Source organism: Burkholderia sp. WAC0059 (assembly GCF_002870125.1).
Classification (GTDB): domain Bacteria; phylum Pseudomonadota; class Gammaproteobacteria; order Burkholderiales; family Burkholderiaceae; genus Paraburkholderia.
In genome coordinates, this window is sequence record NZ_PNEO01000009.1 from 146,269 (window position 1) to 160,018 (window position 13,750).

At 68.7% G+C, this 13,750-nt stretch carries 7 protein-coding genes; 2 read left to right on the forward strand and 5 right to left on the reverse strand.

Annotated features, from left to right (window positions below; all coding sequences use genetic code 11):
* Positions 1–27: 27 nt before the first annotated feature.
* From CY652_RS11520 to CY652_RS11535, 4 genes are all read right to left on the reverse strand, one after another.
* Positions 28–1,293, reverse strand: coding sequence for an MFS transporter (locus CY652_RS11520; RefSeq protein ID WP_258002280.1), 1,266 nt, complete (start codon positions 1,291–1,293; stop codon positions 28–30).
* Positions 1,294–1,540: 247 nt separating this feature from the next.
* A complete protein-coding gene (locus tag CY652_RS11525) occupies positions 1,541–3,133 on the reverse strand; it encodes an aldehyde dehydrogenase (NADP(+)) (RefSeq protein ID WP_102130841.1) in 1,593 nt (530 codons plus the stop codon).
* Between the two features lie 3 nt (positions 3,134–3,136).
* Positions 3,137–4,066: a dihydrodipicolinate synthase family protein gene (locus CY652_RS11530; protein ID WP_102130842.1), complete on the reverse strand. Its 930-nt coding sequence runs from the start codon at positions 4,064–4,066 to the stop codon at positions 3,137–3,139.
* Positions 4,067–4,165: 99 nt separating this feature from the next.
* Positions 4,166–5,737: a UxaA family hydrolase gene (locus CY652_RS11535; protein WP_102130843.1), complete on the reverse strand. Its 1,572-nt coding sequence runs from the start codon at positions 5,735–5,737 to the stop codon at positions 4,166–4,168.
* 124 nt (positions 5,738–5,861) lie between these two features.
* Between CY652_RS11535 and CY652_RS11540 the strand changes: the two genes are divergently transcribed.
* Positions 5,862–6,800 (forward strand): LysR family transcriptional regulator, encoded by a 939-nt coding sequence (locus CY652_RS11540; protein ID WP_102130844.1) that lies wholly within the window; start codon positions 5,862–5,864, stop codon positions 6,798–6,800.
* A gap of 55 nt (positions 6,801–6,855) precedes the next feature.
* On the opposite strand, the gene CY652_RS11545 is transcribed toward CY652_RS11540, so the two are convergent.
* Positions 6,856–12,321, reverse strand: a complete 5,466-nt coding sequence (locus tag CY652_RS11545) for an AIDA repeat-containing protein (protein ID WP_180970539.1) — start codon at positions 12,319–12,321, stop codon at positions 6,856–6,858.
* Between the two features lie 855 nt (positions 12,322–13,176).
* Here CY652_RS11545 and CY652_RS11550 point away from each other — a divergent pair.
* Positions 13,177–13,734 (forward strand): hypothetical protein, encoded by a 558-nt coding sequence (locus tag CY652_RS11550; protein WP_146010074.1) that lies wholly within the window; start codon positions 13,177–13,179, stop codon positions 13,732–13,734.
* Positions 13,735–13,750 lie beyond the last annotated feature (16 nt).

Genomic DNA, 13,750 nt, shown 5'->3' on the forward strand with positions numbered 1-13,750 from the left:
TCCTGCCGTCCTGCCGTCCGGTCTTCGTCAGACCGCCAGCTTCTTCTCGTAGTTGATGAACAGCGTGCAGAGCATCTGCACGATCGCCACGGCGACGAAAAACATCAGCGCGAGGAAGTACGAACCCGTGTGCTGGACGATGAAGCCGATGAAGATCGGTACGAAGATGCCCGCGATGTTGCCGACGAAGTTCATGATGCCGCATAGCGTGCCGGCGCGCCGGCGCGTCGCGAGCATGGACGGCGTCGCCCAGTTGCAGCCGCCGCACCAGCGCACGAAGAAAAGCGACACGCACAACAGCATCACGACCGCGAACGGCGAACCCGCATACGCGACGGCGCACATCGACAGCGCCACGGCCGCGGCGCCGACCATCATCATCGTGCGGTACACGAAGTTCGCGCCCGTGCCCTGCGCCTTGCTGCGGTCGGCGATCCAGCCGCCGACGACCTCGCCGACGAAGCCCATCGCGAAGATCAGGAACGTCGCGTTGCCCATCGACTTGAGGTCGAAGCCGTGCGCCTTGTACAGGTAGGTCGGCAGCCAGGTCATCAGGCCGTAGAAGATCAGGTTCGTGCAGGTGTGGCTCACGCACATCGCCCAGACCGAGCGATAGCGGAAGAAGCTCAGCAGCGAGGTGCCGGCCTCGGCCTGCGGCTCGTGGCGGTCCTCCTCGGCCAGCGCCTGCTCGATGTAGGCCGCCTCGGCCTCGTTGATGCGCGGATGCTCGCGCGGCATGTTGCGGATGTACCACCAGGCCCAGAGGCCGCACAGGATCGTGCCGCCGCCGGCCACGACGAACGCCGCGCGCCACGAGCCGAGCCAGCCCATCAGGAGCGCCGTGACCACCGCGCCGACGCCCGAGCCGAGCGCCGAGCCGCCGTCGAGCAGCGCCGCGCCGCGCGTGCGCTCGTTCTGCGTGAGCCACATCGCGTTGAGCTTGCCGCCGGCCGGATAGATCGGCGCCTCGCTGATGCCGAGGCCGAAGCGCGTGAGCAGCAGCGAGAACCAGCCGACGCTGGCGGCGCCGACGGCCTGGAAGAAGCCCCAGCCGATCGCCGCGGCCGCGATCACGGCGCGCGGCTTGAAGCGGTCGGCCAGCACGCCCGAGGGCACCTGCATGAAGAGATAGGTCCAGAAGAACGCGCTCAGGATGAGCCCCTGCCGCTCGGGCGTCATCCGGAACTCCTGCGCGATGGTCGGCATGGCGACCGAGAGCGCGGCGCGGTCGATGTAGTTCAGCGATACGAGCGTGAGCAGCAGCACGAAAATCTTCCATCGCGTGCTGGACATGCGGACTGCGCCTACGTGCGTTGCTTCCATTTGGCCTGTCTCCTTGCCTTGTCGGGCGCGGTGCGCCCTCGTTGTGTCTGCGCGGAATGCGTGCGCCGGGTCTCGCCTGCGCCGATGAGTGCCGCTCGAGCCGCTTGAGCTGCTCGAACCGCCTGAACCGCCTGAACCGATAGGCACGCCGATCGGCCCGTCGGCTCGATTGGCTCAAGCGGGCGTCATCGACGCAGACCCGCTCGCTTGCGCGGCGTTACGACCCGCGCGGCGCGATCTGCAGCCTGCCGTCCACGCGCCGGTTCAGACCGAGCGGATTGGCCTCCCGCAGCGCGGCCGGCAACAGCGCCTCGGGTAAATCCTGATAGCTGACGGGCCGCAGGAACCGCGCGATCGCGAGGCTGCCGACCGAGGTCGAGCGTCCGTCCGACGTGGCCGGATACGGGCCGCCGTGCACCATCGCATGCCCGACCTCCACGCCCGTACCGAAGCCGTTCGCGAGCACGCGGCCGGCGCGCCGTTCGAGCGCCGGCAGAAACGCGCGCGCACTCTCGTAATCAGCCTCGTCGATGTGTAGCGCCACCGTCAGTTGTCCTTCGAGCTTTTCCACGAGCACGAGCATCGTCTCGCGGTCGGGACAGCGCACGATCAGCCCGGCCGCGCCGAACACCTCGTCGTGCAGGTCCGGGTCGGCCTCGAACGCCTCGGCCGTCGTCGAAAACAGCGCGGCACGGCCGCGGTTCGCGCCCTCGGCCGCGAGGCCGCGCGCGAGCGTCGTCACGTCGGGATGCGCCGCCGTGCGCGCGACGCCCGACTCGTAGGCCGCGTGAATGCCGGGCGTGAGCATCGTCGCGGCCGGGATGTCCGCGAGCGCCTTCGAGGCCGCCACGACGAAGCGGTCGAGGTCCGGCCCGTCGACCGCAAGGACGAGCCCCGGGTTCGTGCAGAACTGCCCGGCGCCGAGCGTGAGCGAAGCCGCGAACGCCGCGCCGATCGCCTCCGCGCGCGCATTCAGCGCCGCCGGAAACAGCAGGACGGGATTGATGCTGCTCATTTCGGCGTAGACGGGAATCGGCTCGGGGCGCGCCGCCGCGAGGTTCATCAGCGCGACGCCGCCGCGGCGCGAGCCCGTGAAGCCGACCGCCTTGACGCGCGGGTTCTTCACGAGCGCCTGGCCGACCTCGATGCCCGCGTCGAACAGCAGCGAGAACGTGCCGTCGGGCATCGCGCAGTCGGCCGCCGCTTTTTTCACCGCCGCGCCGACGAGCGCGCTCGTGCCGGGATGAGCCGAATGCGCCTTCACGATGACGGGACAGCCGGCCGCGAGCGCCGAGGCCGTGTCGCCGCCGGCCACCGAGAACGCCAGCGGAAAGTTGCTCGCGCCGAACACGGCGACGGGACCGAGCGCGACGTGGCGCAGCCGCAGATCGACGCGCGGCAGCGGCTTGCGCCCGGGCTGCGCCGGGTCGAGGCGCGCGCCGAGCCAGTCGCCGTTGCGCACGACTTCGGCGAACATCCGCAACTGGCCGACGGTGCGCCCGCGCTCGCCCTCGAGCCGCGCGCGCGGCAGCCCGCTCTCGGCCATGCAGCGCTCGACGAGCACGTCGCCGAGGTCGTGTACGTTCTGCGCGATCGCCTCGAGAAACTGGGCGCGCGCGTCGGGCGAGGTCTCGCGATAGGCGTCGAACGCCTGCCACGCCGCCGCGCCGGCCGCCTCGACGTCCGCCGGCGTCGCGCCGCCGAACGCCGGTTCGAGCGCGGCGCCGCTCGCTGCGTCGACGGCGCGAATCGTGCCGTTTTTACCCGGCACGGCGCGCTGCCCAATGATCAAATCGGTCGGAATCGGCATCGTTCAACGCCCCCAGCGCAGGACCAGCGGATCGAGTCGCCGCGCGACGCGCAGCAGCCCCTCGCGCGTCGCCGGATGAACCGGCGCGAGCGGACGGCGCAGCGCCGCCGAGCGGATCACGCCGCCCGCCTTCATCAGTTCCTTGCAGGCCGCGAGACCGCACTGGCGGTTCTCGTAGTTGATGAGCGGCAGCCACTGCTGATAGAGCGCGGCCGCGCGCTCGGCATCGCCGGCCGCGTAGGCGTCGACGATCAGGCGGATGCCGTCGGGATAGCCGCCGCCCGTCATCGCGCCCGTCGCGCCCGCCTCGAGGTCCGGCATCAGCGTGATCGCCTCCTCGCCGTCCCACGGGCCGACCACGGCGTCGCCGCCCAGCTCGATCAGCTCGCGCAGCTTCGCCGCGGCCTGGGCCGTCTCGATCTTGAAGTACGAGACGTGCCCGATCTCGCGCGCCATCTTCGCGAGGAACGCGGCCGAAAGCGGCGTGCCGGCCACGGGCGCGTCCTGGATCATGATGGGCACGTCGATCGCGTTCGAGACGTCCGCGAAGAACTCGAACACCGCACGTTCACCGACGCGGATCGTCGCGCCGTGGTACGGCGGCATGATCATGACCATCGCCGCGCCCGCGTCCTGCGCGGCGCGGCTGCGCGCGGCGCAGACGAGCGAGCTGAAGTGCGTCGTCGTCACGATGACGGGCACGCGGCCCGCGACGTGTTCGAGCACCGCGCGCATCACCGCGTCGCGCTCGGCGTCGGAGAGCGCGAACTGCTCGGAGAAGTTCGCGAGGATGCACAGGCCGTTCGAGCCCGCGTCGATCATGAAATCGACGCAACGCTTCTGGCCGTCGAGGTCGAGCCGGCCTTCCTCGTCGAAGATGGTCGGTACGACCGGGAACACGCCCCTGTAGGGCTTTTTGAACGAATTCGCCATGGTCCGGTTCGTGGTGTGGAGGGATATCGCAATCGCCCGACGGTTCGGCGGCCCGGTGGTCCTACGGTCGGTCCGGTGGACCCCGATCGCCGCGCGTCTTCAGGTGATCGCGCCGATCTGCCAGGGCACGAATTCGTTCTGCCCGTAGCCGTGAATCTCGCTGCGCGAGCGCTGGCCCGAGGCCACCGCGAGCATGAGCCGGAACAGCTCGGCGCCCGTTTCCTCGATCGACTTCGCGCCCGAGAGGATCGGCCCGCAGTTCAGGTCCATGTCGTCCTGCTGGCGCTGCCACAGCGCCTCGTTGGTCGCGATCTTGAGCGAAGGCGTCGGCGCGCAGCCGTACGCCGAGCCGCGCCCCGTCGTGAAGCAGATCAGGTTCGCGCCGCCCGCCACCTGGCCCGTCGCCGAGATCGGGTCGTAGCCGGGCGTATCCATGAACACGAGCCCCTTCGCCGTGACCGGCTGCGCGTACTCGTAGACGTCGACGAGATTCGTGTGGCCCGCCTTGGCGATGCCGCCGAGCGATTTTTCGAGCACGGTGGTGAGGCCGCCCGCCTTGTTGCCGGCCGACGGGTTGTTGTCCATCGCCGCGTGGTTGCGCGCGCAGTAGTCTTCCCACCAGCGGATGCGGTCGACGAGCTTGCCGGCCACGCCGGGGCTCGCCGCGCGGCGCGTGAGCAGATGTTCGGCGCCGTAGATTTCGGGCGTTTCGGAGAGGATCGCCGTGCCGCCGTTCGCGATGAGCAGATCGACGGCCGCGCCGAGCGCCGGGTTCGCCGAGATGCCCGAGTAGCCGTCCGAGCCGCCGCACTGCAGGCCGACGACGAGGTGCGAGAGCGGCACCGGCTCGCGCCGCGCGTCGTTCGCCTGCGCGAGCAAACCGCGCACGAGTTCGACGCCGCGCGCGATCGACTTGACCGTGCCGCCCGCGTCCTGAATGTTGTAGGTGTGGATGCGGCCCGCCGCGACCATGCCGTCCAGATGCTGCTTCTCGATGAGCCGCGTGATCTGGTTGGTCTCGCAGCCGAGCCCGATCACGAGCACCGCCGCGAAGTTCGGATGGATCGCGTAGCCGCCGAGCGTGCGCTGCAAAATGGCGAGCCCCTCGCCTTCCGGATCGACCGCGCAGCCCACGCCGTGCGTGAGCGCGACGACGCCGTCCACGTTCGGGAAGTCGGCAAGCGCCTCGGGATGGATGTCGCGGCGAAAGCGGTCGGCGATCGCACGCGCGACCGTCGCCGAGCAGTTGACCGACGTGAGAATGCCGATGTAGTTGCGCGTCGCGACGCGTCCGTCCGCGCGCACGATGCCCTCGAACGTCGCGGGCGACTCGGCGAAGCGGGTCGGCTTCGCGTCGGCGCAGAACGCGTAATCGCGCTGGAACTCGCCCATCGCGAGGTTGTGCGTGTGCACGTGCTCGCCCGGCGCGATCGGCCGGCTCGCGAAACCGATGATCTGGCCGTAGCGGCGCACGGCCTCGCCCTGTCCGATCGCGCGCACGGCCAGCTTGTGTCCGGGCGGAATCAGTCCCGCCACCGTCACGTGCTCGCCGGGCAGCGCCGTGCCGCCGACGAGCTGGGAACGGGCGATGACGACGTCGTCGGCGCGATGCAGCCGGACGACCGGGGAAGAGGGGGCGAGTGCGGCGGGCGGATCGTTGATCGTGGCCATTTATCCATCCTTCTGGGGCGCCGCCTGAACGGCGCCGAAGCTGTCTCCGGTCGACACTATACGGTCGGCCTTTCGTGCCTGTATATTGAGAAATTTCCATCTCGTGATCGCTTTTTCGACTTAGATGAAAACCCTGGATGCGTTGCTTTCGAGGCTGCGGGTTCGTCAGTTGCAACTGCTGATCGCGCTCGACGAGCACAAGTCGCTGCACAAGGCCGCGGGCGCGATGACGATGACGCAATCGGCCGCGAGCAAGATGCTGCACGAGCTGGAGTCGATACTCGAGGCGCCGCTTTTCGAGCGCTCGAAGAACGGCATGATCCCGAACCAGTTCGGCCATTGCGTGATCCGCTACGCGCGGCTGCTCGCGACCGATCTCGCCGCGCTGTGCGAGGACATCTCGGAGATTCGCAGCGGGCACGGCGGCCGGCTTGCCATCGGTTCGATCATGGGGGCGATTCCGGAGGTCGTCGTGCCGGTGCTCGACGCGCTGCACGCGAGCCAGCAGACTCTCTCGATCGAGGTCGTCGAGGACACGAGCGCGAAGATGCTGCTGCAGCTCGACGAGGGACACCTCGACCTCGTGATCGGGCGCTCGGCCGTGAGCGACCAGCCCGCAAAATACCACTACCAGAAGATTCGCGACGAGCCGCTGTCCGTCGTGGTCGGCCACGCGCACGCGCCGCTGCCCGACGGCGTGGCGCTGCGCGACCTCGCCGGCCACCGCTGGGTGGTCTACCCGACGCAGATGCCGCTGCGCGCGCTCGTCGAGCGCGAAATGGATCTCGCGGGACTCGCCATGCCGGCCAACCCGATTTCGACCGCCTCGACGTTCGTGACGATCACGCTGCTGATGCAGGACACGGGCCTTGTCTCGGTGCTGCCAACCGACATCGCGAAACTCTGCGCGCGCCACGGCATGCTGCGCATCCTGCCGATCGCATTGCAGTCGCAATCGCAAAGCTTCGGGATCGTCACGCGCCGCGGCGGCGCGCTCTCGCCGCCGGCCGCGCGGTTCATCGAGATGCTGCAGGCGCGCGTCGGCGGCGCCAGGGCTGCATAGTCGACGGCGCGGCAAGAGCCCCGGTGCGGCCAGCTCGCGAAAAAAGCCGGCCGCCTCAAAACACGTACCGCATCGTCACATCCACGCCCTGCTCCGAGCCGGAGCCCATTCCGAACGTGCCGCCGTAGCCAATCCCGAGGTGCAGGTTGCGACTGAGCGTGCTCTCCATATGCAGGCCCACGCTCACGCGCCCGCGCGGCAGCGACACGCCGGGCGCGGTGAACGGCGTGCCGTCCTGCGCGCTCACGGACACCGCGCGCGCGTCGCCGAGCAATTCGTGCGTATAGCCGAGATCCAGCGCCACCGTGATGGGTCTGACGCTGTCGCCGAACGACTTGTCGAGCGCCACGCCCACATACGGTTGCAGGCTACGCACGTTGTCGGTGCCGACCGTCAGGTCCTGGCCGCCCGCGCCGGTCTCGCCGAATCCCTGACCGTGCAGGTACGCGTACAGCATCCCGACGCGCGGCGTGATGCCGATTCCGCCGAACGACAGCGGCAGCGCGACCTGCATGCCCGCCGCCACTTCGTTGCCGCCGAGGCTGCCGTAAGCAGTGCCGACGGAGTGGCCGAACGGCCGCTTCGTATACATGTCGTCGTAGGCATACGAGAGCACGCCCGAGAACTGCAGCGGGCCGGCCCGCCGGCTTCCGTAGAGCGCCGTGCGCAGCGTATCCGCACGCGCGCTGTCGCCCGTGGCGTCCTCGGTCACGTCGTCGTGACCATAGCCAAATGCGGCGCCGAGCGTCGTCGAAGGGAGCGCCTGCCAGTCGTATCCGGCCAGAAACTGGTACTGCTGCGTGCCGAACCCCGGCGTCGCGCCGTTGCCGGCGAGATGCTGCCAGTTGCCGCTGCCGGTCGCCCATAGACGGCCGCTGCCCGACGCGCACGACGGCGCATTCGCCGAACTCGTGCCGCATTGCCCGGCCTGGCGGGCGAGCAGCGCCTCGTCCGTCGCCTGCGTGGCGAGCGACAGACTCGTGCCGAGCGTCGTGAAGATGCTGGTATCGACCGGATCGACGACACGGGTTCCGCTCGCCTCCAGTTCGACCGTGGTCGGCCCGTACGCCACGCTCTGGCTCACCTCGCCCGTGCCCTGCCCGCCCGAGGTGACCCGATCGAATTCGCCGCTCAGCGAACCCGCCGAGACGATCACGTAGGTATGGCTCGAAGTGTAGGTGCCGGGGTCGTAGAGCAACTCCAGGCTGCCGTTCAGCGACGCGCTGCCGGTCACGAAAAGCTGCGACGCCGACGTCGGGCTGACCTCGATCGTCAACTGCGCCGTCGGGGCCTGCGTGTAGTTGCCGGTCACCGTCAGCGTACCGATCGTGCCGCCGGGCTGCACCGTGCCGCTGTTGACGACTTCGCCCGCGATCGTGCCATGGCCCTCCAGCGTGCCCGCCGAACTGACCTGCACCGTGCCGCCCAGCACCGCGGCCGGACTCGCCAGCGTCCCGACCGCCAGCGTGCCCGAAGTGACCTGCGTGGTGCCGGAGAACGTCGCGTCGTTGCCGAGCAGCGTCAACGTGCCGGGGCCGGCCTGGACCAGCGTGCCGTCGCCGGTGATGACGTTCTTGTACGTGACGTCGTCGGCACGGTCGATGACCAGCTTGCCGTTGTCCACGACGTTGCCGTCGAGGTTGCCGTTCGTGCCGCCGTTACCGATCTGCGCGGTGCCGCTGCTGCCGATGTCCGCGCCGCTCACCGTGCCGTACACCTGCACGATGCCGCCCGACATCACCGCGGTACCGCTGACGATCCCGCCGGTGTAGACCTCCTGTATGCCGGCGCTCGATACCGTGGTGCCGAGCGCCATGCCGCCCGACGACACCGTCTGCAACCCGCCGCTGTTGATCACCGAGCCGCTTGCGACGCCGCCTGACAGCACCGTCTGCGCGCCGCCGCTGCCGATCTGCGTCCGGTTGGCGAGGCCGCCCGACGCGATGACCTGCGTGCCGCCGTCGAGCATGGCACTGGCTGCCACGCCGCCGGCGTAGACCATCTGCATGCTGCCGCTGTTCGCGGTCGTGTGGAAGTCGTTACCGTACAGGTATTCGGTCGCGCCCGCGCCGCTCAGCGCTGCCGCGCTCGCGACCCCGCCCGCGTCGACGATCAGCGCGCCGCCGCCCAGCACCGACGTGCCCGACGCCAGCGCGCCCGACAGCACGGTCTGCACCCCTGCGCTGTAGACCTGGGCGCCCTCGACCAGACCGCCCGAACCGATCGTCTGGCTGCCGCCTTCGAGCTGGGTATCGCTGTCTACCGCGCCGGCATAGATCGTCTGCGTGCCGCCGGCCAGCACGGTCTCGCTACTGCCGCTGCCGGACAGGTTCTCCGTACCGCCGCCACTGATCGTCGTGCCGCTTTCGGTCGCGCCCGCGTCGACTGTCTGCACGCCGCCACTGCTGACTATCCCGCCATCGGCGGCGCCGCCCGAACTCGCCACCTGCGCACCGCCGGCCTCGATGGCGGTCCCCGACGCGACCCCGCCCGACGCCACCTTCTGCACGCTGCCGCTGTCGACTTGTGTAGCCTGCGCGCTGCCGCCCGCGCCCACTTCCTGGGCTCCCCCGCCGCTCAACACCGACCCGCTTCCCGTCGCGCCCGAGTCGATGCTCTGTATGCCGCCGCTGTTGATCGTCGTGTCGCTCGTCACGGCGCCGCCGTACAGCGCCTGGGTGCCGCCGTCGTTCACCGTCGTGCCCGACGCGATCCCGCCCGACGAAACCGTCTGCACGCCGCCGCTGCCGACCGTCGCGCGATCGGCGGCGCCGCCCGAACTCACCGTCTGCGAGCCGCCGGCCTCGATGGCGGTCCCCGACGCGACCCCGCCCGACGCCACCTTCTGCACGCTGCCGCCGGCCACCTGCGTGGCCTGTGTGCTGCCGCCCGCCTCCACTTCCTGGATGCCGCCGCCGCTCAGCACCGACCCGCTTGCGGTCGCCCCCGAATTGATGCTCTGTATGCCGCCGCTGTTGATCGTCGTGTCGCTCGTCACGGCGCCGCCGTACAGCGCCTGGGTGCCGCCGTCGTTCACCGTCGTGCCCGACGCGGTCCCGCCCGACGAGACCGTCTGCACGCCGCCGCTATCCACGATCGTGCCGTCGGCCTGACCGCCGCTCAGCAGCGTCTGGCTGCCCCCGGCGAGGGTCGCGCCGCTGTCGACGCCGCCCGCCTCGATCGTTTGCTCGCCGCCCGACAGCACGGTCTCGCCATCGCCCTTGCCCGACAGATTTTCCGTGCCGCCGTTGCCGATCGTCGTGCCGCTCGCGGTAGCGCCCGCGTCGACTGTCTGCACCCCGCCACGGCTGACCGTGGTGTCGTTCGCCGTCGCGCCCGCGTCGACCGTCTGCGAGCCGCCGGCTTCGAGCGTCGCCGACGACGCCGTCCCGCCCGAATCGACCGTCTGGCGCCCGCCCGACACTGTTGCCCCGCTGTCCACGCTGCCGGCATCGATCGTCTGGCTGCCGCCCGACAGCACGGTCTCGCCATAGCCTTTGCCCGACAGATTTTCCGTGCCGCCGCTGCTGATCGTCGTGCCGCTCGCCGTCGCGCCCGCGTCGATCGTCTGCACGCCGCCGCTGCTCACCACCGCGCCGTCGGCCGTCCCGCCCAAACTGACGGTCTGGCTGCCGCCCGCCAGCGTCGCGCCGCTGTCGACCGCACCCGCCTCGATCGTCTGAACGCCACCCGACAGCACGATCTCGCTGTAGCCGCTGCCCCACAGATTTTCCGTGCCGCTGCTGCTGATCGTCGTGCCGCTCGCGGTCGCTCCCGCATCGACCGTCTGCACGCCGCCGCTGCTCACCACCGCGCCGTCGGCCGTCCCGCCCAAGCTGACGGTCTGGCTGCCGCCCGCCAGCGTCGCGCCGCTGTCGACCCCGCCCGCATACACGGTTTGCGTGGCGCCTGACGACACCGTCGCGTCATAGCCCATGCCCGAGACAGCCTCGGTACCGCCAGCCTCGACCTGCGTGCCGCTTGCCGTGCCGCCGGCGGAGATCGTCTGGCTGCCGCCCGCATCGACTGTCGTAGAGATAGCCAGGCCGCCCGCCGAGATCGTCTGCCGGCCGCCGCTGTTGACCGTCGTATCGAGCGCGCCGCCGCCCGACAGAATCATCGTGCCGCCGCTGTCGATCACTGCGCTGCTCGCGGTGCCGCCCGAGGACACGACCTCCTGTCCGAAGTCCGATACCACCGAGCCCGTCGTCGTGCCGCCGGCGGACACGACCTCGACGCCGTTGCTGGTCACGATCGTGCCGCTCGTCGAGCCGCCCGACGAGACGTACAGCCAGTTGTCGTCCCGCGTGCCGACCGCGCTGCCGCCCGACGTCACGAACGCGGAGCCGTACTGCTCGATCCACGTGTTGCTCGCGAGACCGCCCGATACGATCGTGAGCTCGCCGCCGTCGACGAGCAGCAGGTTGGAAGCGACATTGCCTGAAATCTGGAACGAGCCGAGCAGATCCGTGCCGCTCACGAGCGCCACATCGGTCTCGCCGCTGAACGCCCCGCCCGACAACAGCGTCGCGCCCACCAGCGTGGCGCCGCTGCTCACGAAGACATGACCCTGGCTCTTCACCACCGTGCCGCTCGCAAAGCCGCCCGACGACACGTACTGCTGGCCGCCGCTCGCGACCTGCGTATCGACGGCCGAACCGCCCTGGAGCACCTGCTGCGCACCGCCCTGGCTTGCCGTCGCACTCATCGCGAGACCGCCCGACGACACAACCTCGCTTCCGTTCTCCGAGATCACCGTGTCGCTCGAGACCCCGCCCGAGTAAACCGTCTGCTGGCCGAAATCGTCGACAAACGTGCCGATTGCGCTCCCGCCTGACGACACGAACTGCGTGTACTGATCGTTCGTGTCGTAAGCGACGCCGCCGTCGAGCACGGTCTGCAGGCCGGCATGGCCGATCGTCGTACCGCTCGCCGTGCCACCGGACGACACGGTGAACCGGCCGCCGTACTCGACGAACACGCCCGAGGCGACGTGGTTCGAAATGTAGAACGAGCCGGACACGCTCGAACCGGTTACGTCGCCGGCATTGGTATCGGCGATGAAGGCACCGCCGCTCGAAAGCATCACGTCGCTCGCGGCGCCCCCCGAGCTGATCTGCAACTGGCCGCCGCTCAGGACCTGCGTGCCGTCTAGCGTGCCGCCGGACTGCACCGCCTGGGTACCACCGCTGCTAATGATCGACGCGCTCGCGACGCCCCCGTCGAGCACGAGTTCACTGCCACCGTTGAGGATCTCGGAACTGCTTGCGATACCGCCTGACGAAACGAGTTGTTCGCTGAAGTTCTGAACGATCGTGCCAGTCGCGGTGCCGCCCGACGACAGGACCTGGGTGAAGCCGTCGTTCGTATCGACCGCTGCGCCGCCCTGCAGCACGATCTCGACACCGCCGCTGAGCAGCTGCGAACTGATGGTGGTGCCGTAGACGTCGAGCGTCTGTCCCGAGCCGACTGTCTGGCCGGTGGCCGTCGCGCCGGTAGCAATCGTTTGCGCATATGCCACCGCCCCATGCCAGCCCAGACCGCCAACAACGGAAGAGGCAATCAGCCGCGTGAGTAGCGTTGAAGCACACACTCGACACGTATGAAGAGGAAGAGTGCCGGATCTTTTGCGGCAAGCGCAGACCAAGGGCATACGTGTTCCGCTGAACGGATGGTTCGCCCTATTTTTGGGCGAGCGATAGCCGGTACCTAGTGGCACCTGAATGCAAATAACGGCTGCTACGACTACGACTTGAGAGATCGCACAAATAATTCACAGAGCGCGTGCGCGCACCCGAACTTATTAAGCTTTGGTGACAGCGGATCGCGCCTTTCGGTATCGATTAGTCAGTTATGCAGAGCAGAATAAAGAAACGTTTCCATTTTAAATTTCGATTGACCCGTGAGTATTCGAAATGGTCCGACTCGGGATCTTTCACGCGAACGACCGGAAAACGCCCGGAGCAACGCGCCTTGTCCTCACGGTGTCACAGTCGCCGCGATTGCACGCCATGCCCGGGCTCGCCATTGTCGAGCGCTGCCGATGGACATCGTTTGCTGTCGCGCACTGCAACAGCGCAGCACGACGTGCTGTGAAGGCCCGCCGAATGGAGCGTTACGCGGCAATGGGACGGACTGGCGGCGTGGCTGGGACGAGGCGCGGGTGGTCGCGCTTATCGGCGTAAGTCGCCTCGCCGATAGATGGGCGCAATCGGACGGCCGCCGTTTCGCGAGAAGGTCAAGGATGTTTCGGTCGCAGCCGAAAATAAAAGGGGTTTGCGGCATTACAAGCCGGAACAATTCTCGTCTCTTTTGAGATGGATTGTCCCGTATGGTCGCGGCGGGATATTCCGCAGACGATAACCGGGGAGCGTGCTTGAGTCCAGAAACCTCCTACATCGCTACGCCCGTGCGCGCGAACCGCGCTACGCACCGGCCCTACCATCTCGACGTACCGCAGGCCCGCAGTTCGGTTCTCGCCGACGTGTTTGCCTTCGACGGTAGGCGGGCCATCGGCATGCCGACGAAGTACGTCATCAGCTTCACCCATGCGCAGCCCGACCTGTCCCGCACCGAGTATGCCAGGGTGCGGGCACGGATCATCAACCATACGGAACACCGCAAACGGAAGATCCGGCTAGTCGTAGAGACCGGTAATTTCAGTTCTGAGTGGGCGTTGGCCGACGAATTGCCGGGCGCCGTGTATTCGGATGTGGAGATCGACGTGCCGGCCGTGAATATCCCGATACCCGGAACCCGTGCCGCGATGGAGTGGACCGGCCTGGGCGGGCGGGCAAACTCGGATGAATTTGTGGTGACGGGGGAGTTGCCGCGCGCCGAGGGCGAGGGGCTGGCGATCGTGCGGTTCGCACGCGATTTCCGCGTTTATGTGCGCATGTACGCCGAGGAGCAGAAGCCGGTGCGGCGATGGTAGCAACACACTTCAGAAA